This window comes from Lepagella muris, assembly GCF_004793975.1.
Taxonomy (GTDB): Bacteria; Bacteroidota; Bacteroidia; order Bacteroidales; family Muribaculaceae; genus Lepagella; species Lepagella muris.
This window is the reverse complement of the sequence record NZ_SRYB01000027.1, coordinates 1-22,846: the sequence shown is the minus strand read 5'-3', so window position 1 is coordinate 22,846 and position 22,846 is coordinate 1. Positions and strand designations below refer to the sequence as shown.

The window sequence follows — 22,846 nt, the reverse complement described above, 5'->3', positions numbered from 1 at the left end:
GTTTAGTTTGAATTTAAACTATAGGTTTGTTTTTGAGTCTATATATGTGAAATCTAAACACACATATACAGACTATGAGACACGCAGATATAATAAAACTTTCAGACACAGAGAAGATTGCATTGGAACAGGGTCAGAAGTTTGGGAAGTTACCCAGATTCAGGCGTCGTTGCCATGGAATTTTGTTGAAATCGGCTGGCAAGACAAACAAGGAAATAGCAGAAATCCTCGGTTGTTCCCATGTCTCCGTATACCTGTGGCAACAGGCATACAAGGATGGGGGCATCAAGGCCCTGGAAGTAAAAAGCGTCCAGAGACACAAACCGATTCTCAACAAAGAGGAACACGAGAAGGCAGTTCGCAAGGCAGTTTCGGAAAACCGGGAAAGCCTGAAATCTGCCAAGGCGGCTTTCGAAAAGGAAACCGGCATTTCGGTATCCCGATCCACGCTGAGACGTTTTTTAGAACTCTTGGCGCAGGATATAAGCGTATAAGACTTACGCCCAAGGGAGAACCCTCGCCGCAGATCCTCGAATCGGCAGTAGAGAGACTGCAAGAACTTGACAGACTTGAAATTAGTGGACATATAGACCTCGTCTTCGGAGATGAGTCTCATGTCTGCACGAGTGGTTATGTACCTTATGGATGGCAATTTCCAGATGAGAAAGTATCCATAAGGGTCGAGAAATGCGGAAGGCTCAACATCTTCGGTATGATAAGCCGTAACAACAAGTATCATGGATTTACCAGCACCGAGAGCATCAACAGCGACAGATTCATAGAATATATGGATGAATACACTCTGACTCTCAAGAAACTTACTGTGCTTGTACTTGACAACGCATCCATTCATAAGAGCAAAAAAGTCAAAGAACGCGTGGAAGACTGGAAGAAGAGAGGACTCTACATTTTCTATCTCCCGCCATATTCCCCACATCTGAATTTGGCCGAAACCCTTTGGCGTATTCTCAAAGGGAAATGGATTAAGCCCGAACACTATATCTCCAAAGATACACTGTTTAATGCCGTCCAAAATATTTTGGGAGGTATTGGAAGTGAGTACAAGGTTAGATATTCTCATGCGGCTTGAATTAATTTAAATTTAATCTGAAAGCTTACTTAGTAATCCATATTTCTATTGTCCATTATAGCATATTCAGATTAAATGGAGTCGTCTGAATTTTAGTTAAATCAGGCTCCAATTATTACTAAAAATAGGATTATATGAAAATTGACTTTGAAATTCCAATATTGGAAGACCTTGACTCTGTATTTAGCGCAGGATGTTGGGCTCACTGCTGTGCCGTACATGTTGGTTGGGGGCAAGATGAGTTCTAAATCAATAACCCATGGATTTAGATCCCCGATTATTACATATTCAGATTAAATGGAGTCGTCTGAATTTTAGTTAAATTAGGCTCCTATTTCTAATAAAATCCATAAAATATGAAAATTAAATTTGAAATTCCTGTTTTGAGAGATCTAGATGCAGCATTTAGTCAAGGATGTTGGAATCATTGCTGCGTAGTCCATATTGGTTATGGACAAGATGAGTACTAAATCTATAACCAAGGATTTAGATTCTCAGTATATTATCTTAATATTGAGTCTATCATAAAATTTAGATTATGGAGAAAAAATTATACCACTGGTTAACTCTTCAAACCAACGGTGTTTTTGATGGTCTTAAAGTAAAAACTGCTGCTGCCGAAGAAAAAAATATGATAGGAAGCATTCGTTTTGAAGCAGAAAATATAGCGGAAGCTAAACATCTTATGTATCTCTTACAAGCCTGCATTAAGGCAAACTATCCTAAGGCAGTTACTGAGAACTGGTATCCAGATTTACCAAAAAAATACCAAAACATGATTGAAGATCTGAAATACAGTAAGCATTAACTTGAAGTACAGACTGAAGATACAACATACAATAACATCGACTACAACCATAATAAGTTATTGTCGATGTTATTGTATGTGGCAACTGCAAGATCTACTTCAGTTAATGCTTACCACCTACTGGGAGCTCAAAGGGAAAATATAAATTTCTGTGCGCTCCGTATGCTCCGCGGTTAAATCACACCGTTGTCTATGAGGGATATAGATTTCTGTGTCGTCAATGGTTGAATCATCTCAGGGTAAGATGGTATTTTATGGGAAGTTATGCGTGGTAAAATGTTGCATACCTCACGAATAAACGTTAACTTTGGGCAATATATAAATATCATAACGAATCAATAGACTTGAAACCGACTAAGAATCATATATTTTGTCCAGATTGCAATCGAGCCAAGATGAGTTTTCCATCAAAAGAGAAAGCTCTCGCTTTTATACGCTATAATGGTCAAGATGTGGTGAAAAGCGGGGGTAAGAAGCTGACCCGAACATATTACTGCGCTGCATGTGCTGCATGGCATCTGACAAGTTCCCACAAAAAGGCTTATACCAGTAAATTCCAAAAGTCGCTCTATCAGAATACAAATCAAGGTAATAATCAAGTCAAGGCATCAAACGACGGTATTGACAAAAAAACTGTCACGGAAAAGAACTGGACTCGCGATGATTACATGAGATGTTTCAAATCGGGACTCCGTAGAATCAAACTTACATATTTCCCTTCACGGGAGGAAGCTTTCAATGCTTTCACCGAAGCATTCAATCGTTATAAGAAAGCTTCTGAAAAGGGATTGTTCGAACCGAACTATATGAGTAATGTATTACGGAGATTCAAGACGATTGCACGGGATTATGGGTTTTATAACGAGATAGAAAAATGGGAGAAAAATATCTCACAAGAGAATAGTAATTTTGACGGTTAAGTTACGTTAGAATTATAAATATAAATTTGATTGATATGAAAATAGCGATTTCTTATCCGGAAGTGGAGCAGCAGATTTTGAAGGCTGCGAAGGCTCCTGTGAAACTGTCTTTCGTCGACAGGGACTCTGTCAATGTCGCGTATGGCAAGAAGATTCTTCTGATGACTATCTCCGTGAAACTCACTGTGGTGAGGATTCAGGGGAATGACATCTTTTTCAAATATGATGGTGGTGCACCCCTTGATATGGTGATTTCCGGCATTACTCAGTATCTGACGAAATCCAAACTGGGTGAGATTATCGAACCGAAGGAGAACCACACGATATTGGTGCATCTTCAGAATATCCCACAATTGAAGAAGGCTCTTGAAATTCTCTCCCCCAAGGCAATCAATTTCACCAATGATGGCATAGCCCTCACCCTTGCCTTCAACGATTGACCCACCCTCCCTGGTCTACAATCACTTCTTATGTATCTCATCAACCTGCAGCGGGATATAGAAGTCAGAAGATCAGGAGGCACCATGCTCCCCATGCTCCATTTAAACCATCAATCTCACGGAGAACGCAGAGTTTTCTTTCTTTTCTTTGATTACTTAATGATCCTTTATCCTTTCTTCGGGAATAAAAAATAAAACCGGTGCCTAAATTTGCATGTGTTGAGTTTTTAAACTACCTTTGCAGACGAAGCAGGGGTGCCCCTTCAGGAGCTGAGATCATACCCTGTGAACCTGATGCGGATAATGCCGATGAAGGGAGCTTCCCATGGAATTAGAATCCTCTATCATTCGGTGCGGTCCACAGATCGGACCGTTTTTTATTTATACGTGTCACTGTAACACTCATACTCCGACAATTAAATAACAATCAACATAATGAACATAGAAAATATCAATGTCTCGGTCTATCCTAACTCAACCAAGATATACGTGAATGGGAAACTGTTTCCAATAAAAGTGGCGATGAGAGAGATACACCAATATCCCACGGTCACTATTGAAAACGGCAAACGAGTGGAATATCCTAACGAGCCGGTGACAGTGTACGACACAAGTGGTCCGTATACCGACCCTGACATCAAGATTGACATCAATAAGGGTCTTCCCCGCAAGCGAGAGAGTTGGATTGCTGACAGAGACGACACAGAGGTGCAGCCCGACATATCAAGCGAATACGGCAAGGCACGACGTGACGACAAGTCTCTCGATGCCATACGTTTCCCGATGACCCACAAACCCCGCAAGGCAAAGGAGGGTCGGCGTGTCACCCAGATGCACTATGCCCGCAAGGGGATGATCACCCCGGAGATGGAATACGTGGCGATCCGCGAGAATCTCGATAATGAGAAGAGAGGCATAAAGACCTACATCACTCCCGAGTTCGTGCGCGACGAGGTGGCTGCCGGGCGCGCCATCATTGCCGCCAATATCAACCATCCGGAAGCTGAGCCTATGATCATCGGACCGGCTTTCTCAGTAAAACTCAACACCAATATCGGCAACTCAGCACTCTCCTCGGGCATTGAGGAGGAGGTGGCAAAGGCGGTATGGAGCTGCTATTGGGGTGGCGACACGCTGATGGATCTGTCTACGGGCAACAACATACACGAGACCCGCGAATGGATCATCCGCAACTGTCCGGTACCGGTTGGCACGGTGCCTATATATCAGGCTCTTGAGAAAGTCAACGGAAAAGTGAGCGACCTCACATGGGAGATCTACCGCGACACACTCATCGAACAATGTGAGCAGGGTGTGGACTATTTCACTATCCATGCCGGTGTGCTCCGCGAGCATGCCCTACTCGTGGGCAAACGTCTGACAGGATGTGTGTCGCGTGGAGGCTCCATCATGACGCAATGGTGTGTGGAGCATGATCAGGAAAGCTTCCTCTACACTCATTTTGATGAGATATGCGAGATTCTCAACAAATATGATGTGGCTGTCTCGCTCGGCGACGGGATGCGTCCCGGCTCGACACACGATGCCAACGACCGCGCGCAATTTCTTGAACTTGAAGTGCTCGGCGAGCTTACACGCAAGGCGTGGCAACACGATGTGCAGGTAATTATCGAGGGTCCGGGACACGTGCCCATGAACAAGATACGCGAGAATATGGATAAGCAGGTCAAGACATGCGACGGCGCGCCGTTCTATACTCTCGGTCCGCTCACCACCGATATAGCACCCGCCTACGACCATATCACGTCGGCAATCGGAGCGGCAATAATCTCAAGTCTCGGAACCGCCATGATATGCTACGTCACCCCTAAGGAACATCTCTCCCTACCCGACCTGAACGATGTGCGCGATGGGGTAATAGCCTATAAGATTGCCGCCCATGCCGCGGACCTCTGCAAGGGATTTCCGGGTGCCAACGTAAGGGACGACGCCCTCAGCAAGGCGCGCTATGAATTCAGATGGAAAGACCAGTTCAATCTGTCACTTGACCCTGAAAAAGCCAAACGCTACTATCTTGAGTCAAGACGCAACGCCCCTGATGCTGACGACAGGTTCTGCACGATGTGCGGACCAAATTTCTGCGCCATGAGGATTTCCCAAGATATCGCCGGTTCATGCTCAGAATCCTGACGAGATATGAATTCCCCGTTCCACTACTCTCCGAGTCCGGATCTGCTCCGTGCCTATAGCGAGATGCTTCAATGGGACATCATGCGCCATCCCCCCTTCCGCGATGAAATCGAGAAGGGGAAGATGTTTGGTATTTTATTGGTGAAGGATGCTGACGGAGTGGTATCCTCCCTTGCTGCATTCTCCGGACAGATTGCCGATTCTTTCCATTGGCAGGGATTTGTGCCGCCTATATTCGATTATCTTGATGAGGATGGTTATTTCAAGGTGCATGAAAGGGAGATCTCTGCTCTCAATCGCGTCATATCCGAAATAGAGAACCATGAATATGCATCTCTCCTACGCGAATATGAGACTTTGAAAGCGGAGACCGATAATGCTATTGAGGTTGCACGCCGACGTATGGCGGAGGCTAAGACCATACGCGATGCACGCCGCAAGGAGGGCGTATCTCAGGAGGAAGAGACTCTGCTGATACGTGAGAGCCAGTATCTTAAAGCTGAACTGCATCGTTGCAAACTCGCAGCACGTCAGCAACTTGCCCCCATACTGGAGCGTATTGACGAATGTAAGGCGCGTATCTCCGGATTGAAAGAGAAACGACGACGAATGTCGGAGAATCTGCAGCGCTGGCTATTCTCCAATTTCCGTATGCTTAACGCAGAGGGTGAATCAAAAGACCTCAACACTATCTTTGTAGAGTATAACGGCATAGTGCCACCCTCCGGAAGTGGCGAATGCTGCGCACCGAAGTTGCTGCAATATGCCTATCTTCATGATCTGCAACCTCTGGAAATCGCTGAGTTCTGGCATGGGGAATCTCCAAGGGGGGAAGTGCGCTATCATGGAGCGCACTATCCGGCTTGCCATAGCAAGTGCCTGCCTATACTCGGATGGATGATGCGCGGGCTTGACGTGGATCAATCACCCTCCTCATCCCTCCCCGGCGAACTGATGCCGGAAATTATATATGAGAACGAGAGATTTTGCGTGGTCAACAAACCTTCCGGACTCCTCTCCGTACCCGGTAAAAGCGACGCGCCATCTGTGGTAAGCCTATTGCGTAAGCATTATGGGCGCGACGTATTTCCGGCACACCGACTCGACCGCGACACTTCCGGACTGTTGCTACTCGCTTTTGACGTGAGGACGCAGAGCCGGTTTCATCGTATGTTTGAAATGCGGTTGGTGAAGAAGACGTATATAGCTGTGCTTGACGGCGATATATCCGTCACCTCTCACCCACTTGAAGGAAGAATCTCACTACCGTTGGCTCCCGACCTTAACGACCGCCCCCGACAGATGGTGGACATATACATGACCAATGGCGGCAAGGATGCGCTGACGGATTATCGCGTGGTGCAGGTCAAGGACGGACTTACCCATATTGAATTTCATCCTCTTACAGGACGCACTCATCAGTTGCGACTGCACGCTGCCTCCCCTCTCGGACTCGGTATGCCGATAGTTGGCGACAAACTATACTATCGTAATAACCGCACCCCCTGCTCCCGTATGCTGCTGCACGCATCGGCTATAAGTTTCTCCTTCAATGGCACACCCTACTCCTTCACGTCTAATCCCGATTTTCCTAAGAAATAAGAATGGAACTAATTGCAATATCTATCCTTATCCTATTCATCACTATAGCCTGCATACGCCTGTGGAGATATATTGACGACAGGCGGCTGCTCCGTAGTGTAACGTCCCCAAAACGTGGGGAATGGTCGGAAAGGAAGACTGTCCTCACGTTGCTTAGAATGGGAATCAACCCAAAAGCTATCTTTCATGACTGCTATATCCGGCGGAGATCCGGCACATATACGCAGGTTGACTTGGTGGTGGCTACGAAATGCGGACTGATAGCCTTTGAGATAAAGGATTACAGCGGCTGGATTTTCGGTGATGTCTGGCAGAGATACTGGACAAAGGTGCTCGCTCACGGACATGAGAAATACCGTTTCTATAATCCGCTGATGCAGAACAAGGGGCATATCATGGCTTTGAGAGAGAATCTGCCGCATAATCCTCATATACCGATTTATTCGGTGGTGGTGTTCTATGGCGATTGTAAACTGAAGAATATCAAGACAGATTCGGACTATGAGTTTGTGATATATCCTAACAGAATCAAACGCACCGTATCACGCATACTCTCCCGACAAGAGGCTAATTTCGGCGACAAGCATGAGATAATGTCTGTGCTTCGTCAAGCTGTAAAGAATGGCACAGATAAGGATATTGTAGCCGCACAAGTTGAAACAGCCGAGCGTGCTGCCCGTCGCGATTCCCACCGGTCATTCCTCCGTTTCCTCAATCCTTTCAATCTTTTCCGTTGCTTCAGAAGATGGTGATAAACAAGTCACATGTCAGATTTATGAAATTAATTATCTGCTGCAAATGCTTGAATTAAAATATTTATGACTATCTTTGCAAGAAAGTAGTCGCACAAACCGCTTTAATAAAACTAAAAAGATTAGAGAAATGTCACGGCAATTATATCCAATCGGTCTGCAATCTTTCTCGAAGATACGCGAGGGAGGTTACGTATATGTCGATAAGACAGAATACATCCATAGTCTGATCTCAACCGGGCAGTACATCTTCCTCAGCCGTCCGCGACGTTTCGGAAAATCATTGCTGATCTCCACGATAGAAGCCTATTTCAATGGGCGAAAGGAACTTTTCGACGGTTTGGCTATTGCTGACTATACCTCTGATTGGGAACCACATCCCGTATTTCATTTGGACTTTTCCGGAAACAATTTTGAATCGCCGGATAGTCTGAAAAAACATTTTAACACCATACTTTCCGGTTGGGAAAAGAAATACAATATATCAATCATTGAGAAGGATTTATACGGTCTTCGATTCGGACAAATTATAGAAGAGGCTCATCGTCAGACAGGACAGCCTGTAGTGATATTGATTGATGAATATGATAAACCTCTCCTTGAAACTGTTGGAAATAAATCTTTACAAGAGGAATATCGTAATGATCTTCGTTCCATATATAGTAACTTAAAAAAACAGGATACACATATCCGGTTTGCCATGCTGACCGGGGTCACAAAATTCGGGCATCTCAGTATATTCAGCGACCTGAATAATCTCGTAGATATATCAATGGATGAGGAATATAGCGGCATCTGTGGTATAACTGAGGACGAGCTACACGAATATTTTCATGAAGGGGTTGCGTCTCTTGCTGAAAAAAGGGATCTTACAGTGGATGAGGCATTCGCGAAACTACGTGAGAATTATGACGGCTATAATTTCTCACCTGAAGATGCACTTGACGTCTACAATCCTTTCAGTCTGCTGAATGCCCTTCAGAAAAGAAAGATCAGCGACTATTGGTTTCAGACCGGAACCCCTACATTTCTTGTGAAGATGATCAAGACACATCAAATCTCACCGCAACGTCTTGAAAATTATAGTATTTTCCAGTCTGATGTCATGAACGTGTCGTTCGACATGAAATCAAGTCTGCTTCCCGTGCTCTATCAAGCCGGCTACCTCACAATAAAAGCATCAGAACCGGAAATCGGACTGCTCCAACTCGGATTCCCCAATAAAGAGGTAGAAAGAGGTTTTCTCAACCAATTATGGAATGTATATATACCTGATGCTGGTTATGATTCAGAGTTCAGTATACAGAAATTTTATAATGATGTAATATCCGGTGATGCTGAAGGATTCATGAAGCGGCTGCAAAGTCTGTTTGCCGACTTCAATCAGGATGGTTTCAATATGCTTAGGCTTGAACAGCATTATCAGGACATCACATTTACAATCATGAAACTGCTCGGTTTTATGACACAAGTGGAGTATAAGACCTCTTCCGGTCGTATCGACATGATTGCAAAGACTTCAAAGTATATCTATATCTTTGAATTTAAGATTGATAAATCGGCATTAGAAGCTATCCGTCAAATTAATTCGCACGATTATATGATCCCATTCCAAGCTGATGACAATCGGGCAATCATAAAAATCGGAGCCAATTTTTCAAGCACAATCCGATCTCTTGACTCCTGGCTAATCGAAACAGACAAATAATGTGATTAAGCTATTTTAGTTTCTATCACAGAAACATTTTTGCGTTTTTGTTTCTATCACAGAAACATTTTTACGATTTCATAGCTTATCCGTCTATCCCGCAAACCAGGAACACCTTTCCTAAATTATTTCATAGATATCGGTACGACCTTCTATTCTCAGGCGGACCGCCGGGACGGATAACGGCAATGTAGTATAGGGAGTTTCCAATTTATGACGGGATAACTCCTTACCATTCTTATCAAATTGCACCACGCTTACCTCTCCTGTCGGCTCTCCCGTAAGTATGGTCACTACCGAAGCACCCTCCTTACGGTCAAACTCAAGAGCATCCTCCAAATGATAGACCGTTTCCGGCGTACCGTCAAAAGCAAACTGATAAGCCGGAATAGTATCAATACTGTCTGACGCACTATATTGCTTCGGATAAACGCCCGATACCTTCTTATAGAACTCTGCCATCATACCATACATGGCATCCTCATAGAATGGCTGCAACTTCATCGTGCCTGACCTATGGGCATCATACGCCTTGCGCTCATCATCACTCATAAGGTTTGCAACGTATGCCTTCCAGAATTCGTGGTCATCACCCTTCTCATATATCTTGATAAGATCCAGCGTGCGGTTGCCGCGTTTGCCGAGCTTACCAAATTCCTCAAGCCAGGGAGCCAACTCCTCAAGCAGTCCCTTATTGGAAATCGACTGCATCTTCTGCGGCACCACCTCTATTCTACTGAACTCATCGCGCAATGCCTCAAACTGCTCCGGTGTGTAATTGTCAAATGCAAAGGTAGTGGTCTCCCACGATTCATCACGACGATATCCCTTCTGTGTGTCAGTGGAATGTATTGCGAAAAGACGATAGGCTTCCGGTGCCTCAGGAACAATATTCACGATACCCCTCTCCCAATTATCAATCGGATTATATCCGGCTACATTCCACGTGTAGTCTGCCACTCCATACAGTGCAAGTTTGCTTGCCTCGCCGTGCTCCATCGGATTGCTTACTATACCAGCCACATTCTCTTGTGTCAACGTCTGGTCGAGTCCATACGCCGGACCCTGCATCACGATATGACGGCAATAGTCTGTCACCGGGAAATTCCACCAGAAAAGAGCCGGACGCTTTATCCTTGAATTTACAAATTCCAACGTCTGCGGGGTCAGGTCGCTGCATACCACCTTACCCGTCCAGAACACCTCCACCTGCGGATTCAACTCCTCTCCATATATCGCCAACTGCCCGGTAGGTTTCGGATTCGCCCAAAGCTCTGTATAATCCGTGGGACATATCCTAAGATTCGACACATCACCCTTCTTACGCACAAAATCGCGGGTAAGGTCGTTGATGAGTTGCGTCTGCTTATGCGAATCGGCACCCTCACCCTCAATGTCGTCAAAGAATAGTGCAAACGAACGCACCCCAAGGTCATACATCATATTAAATTTTGAGAGAAGTCGTTCGTAATCATCCTTATCCCACTTTATATCCTGACCGGGATGTATCGCCCACACGAAATTGATATGATTCCGCTTACAGGCATCCACCAATTCCCTTATATTATTCGCCTGATCCTCCGGATAAGGCACGCGCCAGTTGGGGGAACTGTGATATGGATCATCCTTCGGTCCGTAGATATAATCCGTCATCTTGTTCTTTCCGTAGAAATCAATAAGGGAGAGACGCACCTTGTGGCTCCACGGATTGCCATAGAAACCCTCCACCACACCTCGGTATTTCAGATCGGGATAGTCGTTTATATCCACGTATGGAAGATTCTTATCCCTCCCCACGGGGCTATCGATAAGCTGACGCAATGTCTGCAACGCATAAAACACGCCTCTCTTATCGTATGCTGTCACCTCTACCCCTTTCTTGTTGATCGTCAGAGAATATGCACCGCTTACTTGTCGCACACCTTTTTTACGGGCATTCTTATCGCCATAACTTATCCTGACACGGACGCCATCATCTGCCGTCGGTATGCCGACCGTTGAAATATCGCCGGAAAACTCAGAGAGAGTCTTGGAATCGAATTTAAAACCGTTGCCGATATAAAGGCTACTTGCAGAATCCACGGTAATTGCATGTGGAACCGGATTTATTATCACCCCTTTATGGTCTACTTTATGTCCGGGCACTGACATAAACGCCTTCACCTCCTTACGCTGGGAAGCAAGATCCACCTGCGCCCCCATCGGCAGAAACATCATGCAAGAGAGTCCACCGGCAAATAATATTCTTGCAACGTCCATTTCCTTTATTTTTCAATGAAGCATTCTAATTTTTCAAAATCTCGATTCCAGATAACCGGTAAGGATCAACACAGCCGCCATCTCGTCGGCTCGCCCCTTCTCCTGACGTTGTTTCTTGGAAAATCCTCCCGCAAGCATCTCACGGTGGGCGATGGTCGAGGTGAAACGTTCGTCAAACATCTCTACCGGAATATCCGGCAATTCCTTTTTCAACCTTGCAAGGAATGGAGTGATGTAGCGCATACTCTCGCTCGGATTACCCTGCATGTCACGTGGTTCGCCTACGATTATCTTGTCGACCGTCTCTCTGCCGCAATACTCCTTCACGAATTGCAACAAGTCGCATGCACGCACCGTTGGCAACCCGTTGGCACTTATCTGTAATATATCGGTGACGGCGACACCGCAACGCTTCCTGCCGTAGTCTATCGCAAGGATTCTTCCCATTCTGAATGATTTTCAATTACAAAAGTACATAAAAAAACTTGGATTTACATATTCTCCATATCAAGACCCCTAATCTCCACGCTAAAACCTTTCAGAGTCGGAACCTGAGGGAGCATGACCTTGACTTTTTCATCAAGTTGAGCTATGTTTATATTCTTACGCCGACGCTTTATCTCATATATTTCAGCAGTCCTGTCAATCTCATTGGCGGCAATCATATCAATCTCGTTTTCCCCTTTACGATCCCACCAACTATCAATAATCGTATATTTACCGGATTCAGCAGCCTTGGCATGAAAATATCTTTCAAGCATCTTTCCGGAAAATGTAGGATAATCTCGTTTGATTAAGTCACCCATCTGCTTGTATGCACCAATCTCCAGGATATGACCATACTTAAAGATGAATCTGAACCAAAATGTGAAGAAATTATCCTGTATCTCATATACGGTATTCTTTGAAAGAGGTTTTGCACCAAGCGGAATAGCCTTCTTTATTATACCGTAATCATCTTCAAGACGAGTCAGATACCCTCCGATCTCCTTACCTATTATCGACTCTATCTCATTACGCCTTGTATTCCCTGATGCAATAGCTGAAAGAATTGAAAAATAAGTGTCATAATCTTTTCCGAACTCCTCCACAAGAATAGACCTCCCTTCATTGATGAAGACGGAATCCGAACTAATGATGCTGTCAATCATAGAGTCAACGGAAAAAGCATGGTCTTCAATCAGAAGCTGCACATATTTTGCCACACCTCCTGTAAAAGAGTAAAGAGCCAACAAGTCATCATTGGAATAACCGGGCGCACTATCCATCATTATCTCTTTCAGCACAGACGGCTTGAAAGCCTTGACATGCATGAAACGATTCTGACGATTATACAGAGGCTCTTTGGAATCCCTAAAAATCTTGGTCATCATCGAATATACAGATCCACAGACAATCAGATTTATCTTGGAATCGAAATGATTTAAATCCCAGATCTTCTGCATATCGCTGAAGATGGATGGATTAACTCTTGCAAAATTTTGGAATTCATCAATAAACAGCGTAAAATTTCGTTCCTTTGAGAGCGTCATCAGAAAATCAAACAACTCGGCAAAATTAGCCGGTGAGCCTCCGGTCTTTATTGAAAGTTTAGTTTCAACCTCTTGCCTAAATTCCTCACAAAGCAAATTTTCAGACTTACGACTGACAAAGAAATACAGAATTGGTATATCTTCGTATGCTTTAAGCACAAGCGATGTCTTGCCAATCCGCCGGCGTCCAGTAATGACGGTGAACTGGGCATTTTCATTGGAGTTCTTACGAATCCTTTGTAGCGTCGCTATCTCTTCTGTTCTATCGTAGAATTTCATACTTTATCAGATTCAAATAGAAACGGTGGTTTCCGCAACTGTCGTTTCTATTCGCAAAGATACACCATTAAACCGAATATTACAAATGAATTTATCTACACTTCAATAAATTTCTCAATATATCGTTTGGTAAATATGGCTTCCTTGCCCATTGAGAATCACAACATCTTGGGAGATAAGTCTATTTTTACGAATTTGGAATGTTAGATTTGTTTATGATCGTCAGAACCGGATGAGACTAATGAAATTTTTTATCAATATACTTGTATTGTGTCTGTTGCTTGCCGGATGTAGACACAATAATGAAATAGATCGGCAACTTACAGAAGCTGAATCTCTTTTGCATACCTTCCCCGATTCTGTGGAGATGATGTTGGCTCCGATTTCCCTTGATGACAATCTTTCTGATGAGCAAATGTCAAAGGGATGCCGTATACTTTCTGTTGCCAAGGTCAAGCAAGGAAAAACTTTCATTACAGACAATTATTTTCAAAAAGCAATCCGATTTTACGAATCGGAGAAAGACACAACAGCATTGCTCGACATGTATCAACTTGCTGCTGTCAAGATGCGATGGCTTGGCAATCAAGACTCTGCTTCAATATTTCTAAATAAAGCGATAGATATTGCATCCAACGTCACAAACCCTACAAAATCGGAACTTCTCATAGAGTTATCCAACATGTATGCAATGCCTTCGTTAAAGAAAAATTATGTAAAGGCAATATCTCATGCTATGGAGGCTCTTAACGTTTCCCAAACAAAAGAGGAAAGAGCCAGAGCATTGCATGACGTTGGACTATTCTATTCTTTCATCGGCGATAATGACTCAACTGCCATTTACATGGAAAAAGCATTATCTCAAACAGACGTGAATGATCCTCTGTTTACAACATACGCGCTCAATTATGCCAATAATCCTTCATCAGATTTCAGAAGAAGCGTAGAGTATCTTAACCGGATAAAGACGCAAAGCCTCGGGAAACGGATTACACTAGGATTTATTTATCTGAATAATTCCCAAGTTGATTCAGCCCGTTACTATTCGGAGGTGTCAAGAAGTATGTATAACGAGAATCCGACACGATATTCAATAAACACATACAACAACCTGAGACTGTTAGACCAAAGTATAGGGCTACTTAATAAGGGAATAGTTGTACCTTACGAAGGCACTGTCACAAATGATTCAATAAGTGAGGTCACATCCATTCAGAAAAAAATATCCGAGGAACAACGTGACTACAACACCCGGCTTCAAATTCAATTGCTCCAATCAAAAGCTCACAGACAACTGCTATTAAATATCGGACTGGGAATACTTTTGGTTATAGTCATTGGAGTTGGCATCTATGTCTGGCAGTCAAAAAGAAAATATCTCAAACTGAAGAAACGTCTCGACAACATAAAAGTTGAACAAATCATTGCCGAGGCAAACGATGATGAGTCGGATAAATCACTTGATTTGGTTCGTAGTAGAATGGATATATGCATCGAGCAGTTCAGAGAGTCTAAGTTGCAGGCTTATCTCGACAAGATGGCAATACAATATCGCAATTCCGGAAATTACCCATCAGTTAAGGAACGCGAGACAGCTCAGAAAATACTTATCAGTTGCTTCGCCGATTTCATCGTTGATTTGAAGATGACCGGCGTCAAATTGAATACCGAGGATATCGTGACGTGCATCATGTCTTGTCTAAAAGAATCAAATGCAACTATCGCAGCTTGCCTTGGAGCAACCGGCACTGCAATAAGAACACGGAAATCCCGACTTAGAACAAAGCTCCCTGCTGAAATTCTGAATCTGCTTGAGTTGTAATACAAATCACTGAGCTATGGCATATTGAGTCGACAAGCGCAACATTTCTGAAATGCTATCAAGAAGGTGAAACGATTGTGAAACGCCATTTTCTTGGTCTCCTGAGCATTGCATCATACCTTTGCGTCAAAAAACAACAAAAGGTATGAAATATTTAATTTTAGCACTCATGTTTTCGAATGTGATCCTCACACATGCACAGGTCCAGAGTAACAAAAATGTCGCTAAAAATGATTCCACCTTTACCATAGAGCTTGGTGATGTGGTGGTGACAGGCACGCGCAACGTGCAACGTCTAAGCAAGGGTGGACTGATAACGGATGTCAAAGGCACACCCCTGCGCAATCTCGGTACATGTACAGACGTTATCTCTCAACTTCCGGGAGTAATCTCCAATGAGGGCAATCTTGAGGTGCTTGGACGTGGCACGCCGCAGATTTATATCAACGGACGCAAACTCATCGACAAATCTGAATTGGATCGATTGTCATCAAAAGAGATCCAAAACGTGGAGGTTGTCTTCAATCCCGGTGCAAAATATGGTGCAGAAACAAAAGCCGTGATTCTTGTAAAGACAATAAAGAAGCAGGGTGACGGATTGAGCGGGTCTATGGCAGTTACGGGGCGGCAAGCTTATTATTTCTCCCAATCAGACAATCTTTTCCTTAATTACAGATCCGGGGGGATGGATATCTTCGGTACATTCAATTATGATTTTGCACGACGTTATCAGAAACAGCATAACCAAACTACCATCAATTCTACTCCGGACCACTATCTCTTAGATTCAGATATACGCATATATCCTAAATCAAACACCTATCTTGCAAACATTGGAGCAAACTGGCAGATAAACAGCCGTCATTACGTTGGCGTAAAGTGCGAATACACCGCAGTGCCTGATTCCAAATCAAGATGGCTTACGGATGAAACGGTCATGGTAAATAATGCAACGGAAGACAAAATTAATTATGAAACGAATTGGATAAGAAACTCAGTACCGGTTCATCTTGTGAACCTATATTATCAAGGAAAGGTGAATGCCTTCAACATTACAATCAATAATGACTATTACTCCTGCCGAAACAGTAACAGGCAGACAATAGTTGAAAACAGTCTGCTCGGAGGAGAAAGTATCATCGGGAGTGATAACCGTATCAGGAGTTCAATGTTTGCATCCAAGGGAGTGGCGGAATATTTGTTCAATGGCTACTCGCTTGAGTTTGGATATGAAGTGACGGCTACCGACCGCAAGGATATCTTCATCAATGACGGCGACAATCTGCCAGATGCCAATGACAGGATAAAGGAAACCACCGGAGCCGGTTTTATTGCGGTGAATATACCCATCAGGAATGTAGAGCTTTACGCCGGACTCAGGTACGAGCATACATCATCAGACTATTACCAGAACGACATGCTTGTCAAGGGTCAAAGCCGAAGATACGGCAGATTTTTCCCCAATGTGGACTTCACATTCCCAATAGGGAAAACAAAATTTACACTGTCATACGAGGCTAAGACCAAACGCCCATTATATAGCCAGTTGAGCAGCAGCATTCAATATGACGACCGCTTTACCTACGAGACAGGCAATCCGTCACTTACGTCGGAACATATTCACAATGTATCTCTTGCTGGAATATACAAATGGGTATTCTTCAGCGCGACATATACTTACGACAAAGATGCCATCATCAGTGTGATTCGTCCGTATAAGCCGGATACCCCTCAAAATATAATGACCTACGACAACTTCAATCATCTGTCAAAATATGATATTGTAGTCTCATTTTCTCCGAGAATTTCACGGTGGTCTCCACGTCTCAGACTGAACTTATCAGGACAACACTTCTCAATGAAAACTACGGATGGCATAAAGAAACTGAACACGCCGATACTGTTTTTCAGCTTCTTCAACAATGTGACATTGGGAAAGGGATTCAACATGACCGGTGAGATTTCCGGACGCACGCGTGGAGAGATGGATGTTGTCACGTTAAAACCCTCCTGGCAGTTAAACATCGGTGCTGCCAAAAGTATAAAGAATTGGTTTCTCCAACTTCAAGCTACCGACATATTCAAGACAGCGAGAAGTTCGATGATAACTCATGGCACACAAATGACGCTTGACAAATGGAATTACAGCGATACGCAAGCTCTCCGTCTAATTATACGATACTCGTTTAACACCGCAATGAGTAAATATAAAGGTAAAGGGGCAGGCATAAGCGAAAGAAACAGGCTTTAAAAACCATACTCACCGCGAAGTGAGCCAAATTCAGCAGATTATGACAATCTTAAATCAACTGCTCTATTGTGAATGTCAGGATTTTGAATTAATTTTGCTATATGAATCAAGAGAATCAGAATATAGAGCACAAGCGTATTTGGAAAGACGAGTATCTGAAATGGGTATCCGGCTTTGCCAATGCTCATGGCGGTAAGATATAGTATAGTCCACAAACAGCAAACCGGCACATGGAATCAGATGAGCATATATGATGATCATATCCGTTTGTGGAACGAAGGTGTCTTACCAGAAGATTACACGGTCGAGATCCTTATGAGCAAACATACTTCCAAGCCACGTAATCCCAAAATGGCTCAAGTGTTCTACCGTGCCGGATTTATTGAGGCTTGGGGGCGTGGATACGAGAAAATAATGAGGGAATTTGACAAATTAAATCTTTTCCATCCTTCATTCACCGTGGAACAGGGTGGTGTAACAGCCATTATCCCACGAGAAATTTTCATGTCAATAAGAGGCGACCGAAAACCGATACAAATCGATTCGTACCGAACCAAAACCGAACCAAAACCGAACAGAAAAATCAGATTATTGATTTGATTAGAACAAATGTACTGATTACAAGAATTGAATTGGCAAAGCAATTAGGACTGCATGAAAGTAGCGTACAACGAAGGTTAGACGCTCTTGTAAGGGAAGGTCGATTACACCATATTGGACCAACTAATGGCGGCTCATGGGAAGTGATTGAGTAATTGTTTTTTATTGCATTCTTTTAACGTCAAAGTTACATTTTTGTTAAATATACAAGTAATCGATTGTTTATTTTAAAATGTATCAAATATTTAATATTATTCAGCAAACCCTACTTAAACATTTTCTAATTAGAATTATGGCAATCGCAATACATACATCACCTGAACTCACGGGGCGCACTGCTGAGCTGTTCATTCAAGAAGCCAAAAGTCGTCCGGTTACCCGCAAACCACTTTCTCAGCAATAGGAAGACTTATTACAGCGAATTGTAAACAAAGGTCGTGAATTTAGAGAAACGCTTCTCAAAAAGCATGGCTGATAATTTTAATTTATATTTTATGTCAACTCAGATAGGACAGGTGCAGCTCTAAATGAGCTACACAAGCAAGACCCAACGCCCGAATTATGGGGATCTGGACGGCACAATAGACTACATCAACCGTTTTACTCTACAAGGCGACAATCCATATCTTAAACCTGAGAAAACCCACACTATTGAACTCACAGGGGCATGGAGAAGAATTTTCGCACAATTTTCATACACTCTCAAAAAAGATCCTATTATATCCACTACCAAACCATACGGAGATACCGGGGAAGTCAAGCTTATGACTCTTGACAACTTTCCCGAGATACATCCAATCCGTGCCTTTATCGGCACAAGTTTCAACGTAGGGGTCTGGGAGCCGCGAATAAATCTTGGCCTTACAAAGCAATGGTTCTCCATTGACACATGGCAAGGCAGGAAGCACCTAAACAATCCACAAGGAATGATTCAGTGGCAGAACGCAATCCACCTGCCTTACGATATATGGCTGAACGTGGATATGGCGTGGGAAAGCGCGGGCAATGACAGGAATATGTATCGCAAATCATGCTCATACATGAATGCAAAACTTTACAAGGCTTTCTTCAACAACAGTTTCAGTGTCACCATAGAGGCTAACGACATCTTCGACAAACGCAATTATGGAGTGACAACATTCAGTCATGATATAACACGCTATGTTTGCGTTACCAATCTTAGCCGTTCATTTTACCTGACATTGCAATACACATTTAACTCCAGCCGTGACCGATACAAAGGGCGTGGAGCAGGTTCAAACGAAAAGAATCGATTCTAAAAATAAAATATTCGACTATGAGAAAATTTGTTGTCGCAATAGTTTTAGCTATTGCATGTTTGGCTGTGGACGCCGCGCCTTATTGTTGCTACTTCAACAATGATGAAAATAAGGTAACCATTGTCTTTACCGATAACGACGCAAGTGGCGAGTACATCGTATCTGGTGTAACGCTTTTCCCGGTTGAGGGTGAAAAAGGGTACGAAGCCAATTCGGTTAACACTAATGTCACTGATGGCGTGGCAAAGGTAATTCTTACATTCCAACACCTTACTAAGTTTTCCAATCCTGTTGTTGAATTAACCATCAATGGCAAAAAGGCAAATTTCAAAGTTGCTAAGTTAAAGGGTACTTGGCAATGATACCCTATATCTCAATAACTAATATTTCATGCAAGAATCATCATAGATGAACGATACCTCTGTCAGTACGATGCTGGCAGGGGTATTGTTTTTAGGGATGTAAACACAAGCCGTATGATGAACGACGGCATAAGGACAACAGCGTCGGTGAGCGTAAGCTCATCTGGGACGAGGAGAACCGCCTGCTTTCAGTGGACAACAACGGCTTGGCTTCGCCCATTTTCGGCTGCGTTCGCCAAAGACTAAACAAGTTTTGCTCTTTGCTCTCACTGGCACGAAAAGTCGTGTCCAACTACTGGTATGACGCTGACGGTGAGCGCACTGTCAAGACTTCCGCACGGGCTAACATTACTTGAATGGAATCTTTTTAAAAACAGTTGTATCAGAAAACCCCATAACAAATAAATTATACTCATCCGGATAGTAGAGATAATCGTCATATACAATATATGGCTCAGGGGTATTGGGATGTAATTTTATTGAATTCATATTTTTTGTATTCAAAACTCGCTTTGAATAAGTCCAGGGGCCAATTTCTGATATTTTAAGTAGACAGTTTCCTGAAAAATCAATGAGAGAATTAGGCAGATATCCTTCGTTTAGCACCTTTTGATTAATACTCATCAAAGTATCTTGAATATCTTGATTCAGTTTACTGAAAAGAATACATTCCGGTTCTTTGGTTGTACAACTTCCAAATACAAAAGAAAATATAATAAACAACAAGTTTTTCATAAAGAAGTCATTTAAACTAATTTTGTAACACTATCTATACTCATAACGTTAAAATACAGCGTAATCGCATGGAAAATCTCTTGAATATGGGCACACGACTCTCATGATATCACTTCCGTATGTCGTCGAGTATGCCACAGTTGTCCTTTCCCGTAAGGATTACTTTGTCGCATGTGCAGGTAGTAAGGAATCAGATGCTTGCACAAAAGTTTCGGCTATTGTTTTATTCTTCGCTTTCTATACCGCTTTTGGGCGTATATAGCGACTTTGCTTTAATATCGGCAATGACATTAAAATTTTACATCCTTTGCACAACAAACTGAAATATTCATCCGTTTTATACTTAAATATTTTATAATTAGAATTATGGCAATAGCAATACATACATCTCCTGAACTTACGGGGCGCACTGCTGAGCTGTTCATTCAAGAAGCCGAAAGTCGTCCGGTTACCCGCAAACCTCTTTCTAAGCAAGAGGAAGACTTATTACAGCGAATTGTGAACAAAGGTCGTGAATTTAGAGAAACACTTCTCAAAAAGCATGGCTGATAATTTTGATTTATACGAAGAATGCTCGTTTACCGAGTGGGATGAAGAAGTAAAATCACTCCTTTCTCCAATCGATTGTGGGGAGTGTGATTTGAATGATTTCTTTGCCAACGATGCCATCCTATATGCTCGTCAATTGTTAGGTAAAACATACGTATGGGTGACCAGTCATGAACCTAAGCGTGTGGTTGCAGCATTTACTGTGTCTAATGATAGCATAAAATCCAAGTTGCTTACTAAAGCCACACTCAACAAAATTAATAGACCGATTGACAATCATAAGAGAGGACGTACATATCCGGCTGTTTTAATCGGTAGGTTTGGCGTTGACAAAGCCTTTCAAGGAGGACAACGACACATAGGTATGCAAGTTATGGATTTTATTAAACTTTGGTTTACAAGTAAAGACAATAAAACCGGCTGCCGTTTTCTCTTAGTTGATGCCTATAATAGTGATGCCGTTCTTAATTTCTACAAACGTTGCGGGTTTAAATTCCTTTATCATACAGAGATAGAGGAAAAAGATTTCTACGGTATTCACAAAGAAGAAACCTTACGCACCCGAATGATGTACTTCGATTTGAAATAACGATAGAGCCTAATTTTATAAAAAAATACGGTCGCTGTAGTCGCGTGCTTGAGTCACTTTTAAAACTATGGCTCAGCTAATTATCCAATTATACTTTCACTCTCATCGTTATGTTTCTCAGCATTTCTGATGACACATTCTTTACTTGTATTAGCATAGCAGTAGACACAGAAATGACGACAAGTATTATACATGCCAATATCCTTGCTGACCATACATCCACAGACCTTACGTTGTCCTTTATCCTTTACATTACGTACTTTCTCTGGTATTGGTGGCAAATTACCAAACAAGTCTCTTTCTGGTAATTTCAATGTTTGAAGATAATAGACAAGTTCTTCGTCCTCCGCAAATAATTGTTTCATCAATTCGCCATCGATACAACGATTATGTTCTATGCCGTATGCTTCAAGGTCGATGTCCTCAGCACAAGTGGCGATTTCAACATTCCAACCATCTTTGTGCCAAGCTTCACGAATCTTTTGAAGACCTTCTACTATCTCTATGCGTTGAGCAAGGTTGACTTCGGCATTTCCCACATTCTCTTTTGTAAAAAACATAGTTTCCTTAATAAGGTTGCTTTGAACCTTGCGATAATCTTTTACATCAACGAAGCTGAATACAAGCTTATTTGTATAACCTTTCAGTTTATTTCCAATATGCCAAATACGGGTCAACAAGTCACGAGGAGTAATGTTTGGCGTAATAATTAAAGGATCAAAACGCCAGATTACTTTCTCCTTACCAATCATATCAGAAAGTTTCTTGAATGTCTCAACTCTGTCTTCAACAGACGAAACATTAGGCTCTAAACCTTCTTTTACATAATCGTTGAGTGTAACCTGAAAGTAATAGTATATTCCTCTTTCGTCAAGTTCATGAAGGTATGGGAGAATCGGCTTTGGATTCTTTGTCCAGAAAACTACAATCTTGCATTTCTTGAAAGAAATATACATTTTCTGCTGATTGAAAGGATTATACTGTGCTTTACTGTCCTGCCACTGCATACCAGTCTCTTCCCAAATGTTTTTTGCCATTTTGGTAATTTCTGTTGCAATATTAAGAGCTTGTTTAAAAACAAATGTGAATAAAAAAGAGCACCAAATCAAATAATCAG

The 22,846-nt window shown here is 42.7% G+C and carries 22 protein-coding genes, 1 pseudogene and 1 riboswitch; of the genes and pseudogenes, 18 read left to right on the top strand and 5 right to left on the bottom strand.

Annotation, left to right across the window (positions count from 1 at the left end; genetic code table 11):
- Window positions 1–74: 74 nt before the first annotated feature.
- The 9 genes from E5331_RS15175 to E5331_RS15135 all read left to right on the top strand — a co-directional run bounded on the left by E5331_RS15175 (window position 75) and on the right by E5331_RS15135 (window position 9,471).
- On the top strand, window positions 75–494 hold the full coding sequence (locus E5331_RS15175) for a helix-turn-helix domain-containing protein (RefSeq protein WP_123484143.1): 420 nt from the start codon (window positions 75–77) through the stop codon (window positions 492–494).
- Entirely contained in the window at window positions 395–1,090 is a 696-nt protein-coding gene (locus E5331_RS20785; protein WP_275441255.1) for an IS630 family transposase, read from the top strand. Before E5331_RS15175 ends, E5331_RS20785 begins: the two co-directional genes overlap by 100 nt.
- A gap of 538 nt (window positions 1,091–1,628) precedes the next feature.
- Complete coding sequence (locus E5331_RS15165; RefSeq protein WP_123484141.1) at window positions 1,629–1,898, top strand: hypothetical protein; 270 nt, start codon at window positions 1,629–1,631, stop codon at window positions 1,896–1,898.
- Window positions 1,899–2,293: 395 nt separating this feature from the next.
- Entirely contained in the window at window positions 2,294–2,818 is a 525-nt protein-coding gene (locus E5331_RS15160; protein ID WP_123484140.1) for a hypothetical protein, read from the top strand.
- A 35-nt stretch (window positions 2,819–2,853) separates the two neighbouring features.
- On the top strand, window positions 2,854–3,258 hold the full coding sequence (locus E5331_RS15155) for a hypothetical protein (protein ID WP_123484139.1): 405 nt from the start codon (window positions 2,854–2,856) through the stop codon (window positions 3,256–3,258).
- Between the two features lie 241 nt (window positions 3,259–3,499).
- Window positions 3,500–3,593: riboswitch (TPP riboswitch) on the top strand.
- Window positions 3,594–3,693: 100 nt separating this feature from the next.
- Window positions 3,694–5,409: a phosphomethylpyrimidine synthase ThiC gene (gene thiC, locus E5331_RS15150; protein WP_123484138.1), complete on the top strand. Its 1,716-nt coding sequence runs from the start codon at window positions 3,694–3,696 to the stop codon at window positions 5,407–5,409.
- A 6-nt stretch (window positions 5,410–5,415) separates the two neighbouring features.
- A complete protein-coding gene (locus E5331_RS15145; RefSeq protein WP_123484137.1) occupies window positions 5,416–7,011 on the top strand; it encodes an RluA family pseudouridine synthase in 1,596 nt (531 codons plus the stop codon).
- A 2-nt stretch (window positions 7,012–7,013) separates the two neighbouring features.
- Window positions 7,014–7,763 (top strand): nuclease-related domain-containing protein, encoded by a 750-nt coding sequence (locus E5331_RS15140; protein ID WP_123484136.1) that lies wholly within the window; start codon window positions 7,014–7,016, stop codon window positions 7,761–7,763.
- Window positions 7,764–7,893: 130 nt separating this feature from the next.
- The gene (locus E5331_RS15135; protein WP_123484135.1) at window positions 7,894–9,471 is read left to right on the top strand and encodes an ATP-binding protein; all 1,578 of its coding nucleotides are present in this window, start codon (window positions 7,894–7,896) and stop codon (window positions 9,469–9,471) included.
- A gap of 120 nt (window positions 9,472–9,591) precedes the next feature.
- Here E5331_RS15135 and E5331_RS15130 read toward each other — a convergent pair whose 3' ends face one another.
- From E5331_RS15130 to E5331_RS15120, 3 genes are read right to left on the bottom strand one after another with little or no spacing between them, the layout of a single operon-like run.
- A complete protein-coding gene (locus E5331_RS15130) occupies window positions 9,592–11,730 on the bottom strand; it encodes a protein O-GlcNAcase (RefSeq protein ID WP_123484134.1) in 2,139 nt (712 codons plus the stop codon).
- 33 nt (window positions 11,731–11,763) lie between these two features.
- A complete protein-coding gene (gene ruvX, locus E5331_RS15125) occupies window positions 11,764–12,177 on the bottom strand; it encodes a Holliday junction resolvase RuvX (RefSeq protein ID WP_123484133.1) in 414 nt (137 codons plus the stop codon).
- A 44-nt stretch (window positions 12,178–12,221) separates the two neighbouring features.
- Entirely contained in the window at window positions 12,222–13,541 is a 1,320-nt protein-coding gene (locus E5331_RS15120; RefSeq protein WP_123484132.1) for an ATP-binding protein, read from the bottom strand.
- Window positions 13,542–13,782: 241 nt separating this feature from the next.
- On the opposite strand from E5331_RS15120, the gene E5331_RS15115 reads away from it, so the two are divergent.
- From E5331_RS15115 to E5331_RS15090, 7 genes and pseudogenes are all read left to right on the top strand, one after another.
- On the top strand, window positions 13,783–15,363 hold the full coding sequence (locus E5331_RS15115) for a tetratricopeptide repeat protein (protein ID WP_135985669.1): 1,581 nt from the start codon (window positions 13,783–13,785) through the stop codon (window positions 15,361–15,363).
- 145 nt (window positions 15,364–15,508) lie between these two features.
- The gene (locus E5331_RS15110) at window positions 15,509–17,614 is read left to right on the top strand and encodes an outer membrane beta-barrel protein (RefSeq protein WP_123484130.1); all 2,106 of its coding nucleotides are present in this window, start codon (window positions 15,509–15,511) and stop codon (window positions 17,612–17,614) included.
- A 101-nt stretch (window positions 17,615–17,715) separates the two neighbouring features.
- Window positions 17,716–17,814 (top strand): annotated as a pseudogene (locus tag E5331_RS21025) (AlbA family DNA-binding domain-containing protein); the annotation flags it as partial.
- Window positions 17,815–17,854: 40 nt separating this feature from the next.
- A complete protein-coding gene (locus E5331_RS15105) occupies window positions 17,855–18,214 on the top strand; it encodes an ATP-binding protein (protein WP_168355260.1) in 360 nt (119 codons plus the stop codon).
- Window positions 18,211–18,369, top strand: a complete 159-nt coding sequence (locus tag E5331_RS21020; RefSeq protein ID WP_168355259.1) for a winged helix-turn-helix transcriptional regulator — start codon at window positions 18,211–18,213, stop codon at window positions 18,367–18,369. Before E5331_RS15105 ends, E5331_RS21020 begins: the two co-directional genes overlap by 4 nt.
- Window positions 18,370–18,741: 372 nt before the next feature.
- The gene (locus E5331_RS15095; protein WP_123484127.1) at window positions 18,742–19,494 is read left to right on the top strand and encodes an outer membrane beta-barrel protein; all 753 of its coding nucleotides are present in this window, start codon (window positions 18,742–18,744) and stop codon (window positions 19,492–19,494) included.
- Window positions 19,495–19,511: 17 nt separating this feature from the next.
- Window positions 19,512–19,856, top strand: a complete 345-nt coding sequence (locus tag E5331_RS15090; protein WP_123484126.1) for a DUF8177 domain-containing protein — start codon at window positions 19,512–19,514, stop codon at window positions 19,854–19,856.
- Window positions 19,857–20,204: 348 nt separating this feature from the next.
- On the opposite strand, the gene E5331_RS15085 is transcribed toward E5331_RS15090, so the two are convergent.
- Window positions 20,205–20,591, bottom strand: coding sequence for a hypothetical protein (locus tag E5331_RS15085; protein ID WP_123484125.1), 387 nt, complete (start codon window positions 20,589–20,591; stop codon window positions 20,205–20,207).
- Between the two features lie 366 nt (window positions 20,592–20,957).
- Here E5331_RS15085 and E5331_RS15080 point away from each other — a divergent pair, with 366 nt between their 5' ends.
- Complete coding sequence (locus tag E5331_RS15080; protein ID WP_123484124.1) at window positions 20,958–21,140, top strand: hypothetical protein; 183 nt, start codon at window positions 20,958–20,960, stop codon at window positions 21,138–21,140.
- Entirely contained in the window at window positions 21,133–21,729 is a 597-nt protein-coding gene (locus tag E5331_RS15075; protein ID WP_123484123.1) for a GNAT family N-acetyltransferase, read from the top strand. Before E5331_RS15080 ends, E5331_RS15075 begins: the two co-directional genes overlap by 8 nt.
- Before the next feature lie 80 nt (window positions 21,730–21,809).
- On the opposite strand, the gene E5331_RS15070 is transcribed toward E5331_RS15075, so the two are convergent.
- Window positions 21,810–22,766, bottom strand: a complete 957-nt coding sequence (locus E5331_RS15070; RefSeq protein ID WP_275441254.1) for a DUF1848 domain-containing protein — start codon at window positions 22,764–22,766, stop codon at window positions 21,810–21,812.
- Between the last annotated feature and the right edge of the window lie 80 nt (window positions 22,767–22,846).

What these genes read in the sequence shown, in the direction of transcription:
- E5331_RS15175 (WP_123484143.1), top strand. Translation starts at nt 75, where the DNA reads ATGAGACACGCAGATATAATAAAACTTTCAGACACAGAGAAGATTGCA.
- E5331_RS15165 (WP_123484141.1), top strand. Translation starts at nt 1,629, where the DNA reads ATGGAGAAAAAATTATACCACTGGTTAACTCTTCAAACCAACGGTGTT.
- E5331_RS15160 (WP_123484140.1), top strand. Translation starts at nt 2,294, where the DNA reads ATGAGTTTTCCATCAAAAGAGAAAGCTCTCGCTTTTATACGCTATAAT.
- E5331_RS15155 (WP_123484139.1), top strand. Translation starts at nt 2,854, where the DNA reads ATGAAAATAGCGATTTCTTATCCGGAAGTGGAGCAGCAGATTTTGAAG.
- thiC (WP_123484138.1), top strand. Translation starts at nt 3,694, where the DNA reads ATGAACATAGAAAATATCAATGTCTCGGTCTATCCTAACTCAACCAAG.
- E5331_RS15145 (WP_123484137.1), top strand. Translation starts at nt 5,416, where the DNA reads ATGAATTCCCCGTTCCACTACTCTCCGAGTCCGGATCTGCTCCGTGCC.
- E5331_RS15140 (WP_123484136.1), top strand. Translation starts at nt 7,014, where the DNA reads ATGGAACTAATTGCAATATCTATCCTTATCCTATTCATCACTATAGCC.
- E5331_RS15135 (WP_123484135.1), top strand. Translation starts at nt 7,894, where the DNA reads ATGTCACGGCAATTATATCCAATCGGTCTGCAATCTTTCTCGAAGATA.
- E5331_RS15130 (WP_123484134.1), bottom strand. Translation starts at nt 11,730, where the DNA reads ATGGACGTTGCAAGAATATTATTTGCCGGTGGACTCTCTTGCATGATG.
- ruvX (WP_123484133.1), bottom strand. Translation starts at nt 12,177, where the DNA reads ATGGGAAGAATCCTTGCGATAGACTACGGCAGGAAGCGTTGCGGTGTC.
- E5331_RS15120 (WP_123484132.1), bottom strand. Translation starts at nt 13,541, where the DNA reads ATGAAATTCTACGATAGAACAGAAGAGATAGCGACGCTACAAAGGATT.
- E5331_RS15115 (WP_135985669.1), top strand. Translation starts at nt 13,783, where the DNA reads ATGAAATTTTTTATCAATATACTTGTATTGTGTCTGTTGCTTGCCGGA.
- E5331_RS15110 (WP_123484130.1), top strand. Translation starts at nt 15,509, where the DNA reads ATGAAATATTTAATTTTAGCACTCATGTTTTCGAATGTGATCCTCACA.
- E5331_RS15105 (WP_168355260.1), top strand. Translation starts at nt 17,855, where the DNA reads ATGAGCATATATGATGATCATATCCGTTTGTGGAACGAAGGTGTCTTA.
- E5331_RS15095 (WP_123484127.1), top strand. Translation starts at nt 18,742, where the DNA reads ATGAGCTACACAAGCAAGACCCAACGCCCGAATTATGGGGATCTGGAC.
- E5331_RS15090 (WP_123484126.1), top strand. Translation starts at nt 19,512, where the DNA reads ATGAGAAAATTTGTTGTCGCAATAGTTTTAGCTATTGCATGTTTGGCT.
- E5331_RS15085 (WP_123484125.1), bottom strand. Translation starts at nt 20,591, where the DNA reads ATGAAAAACTTGTTGTTTATTATATTTTCTTTTGTATTTGGAAGTTGT.
- E5331_RS15080 (WP_123484124.1), top strand. Translation starts at nt 20,958, where the DNA reads ATGGCAATAGCAATACATACATCTCCTGAACTTACGGGGCGCACTGCT.
- E5331_RS15075 (WP_123484123.1), top strand. Translation starts at nt 21,133, where the DNA reads ATGGCTGATAATTTTGATTTATACGAAGAATGCTCGTTTACCGAGTGG.
- E5331_RS15070 (WP_275441254.1), bottom strand. Translation starts at nt 22,766, where the DNA reads ATGGCAAAAAACATTTGGGAAGAGACTGGTATGCAGTGGCAGGACAGT.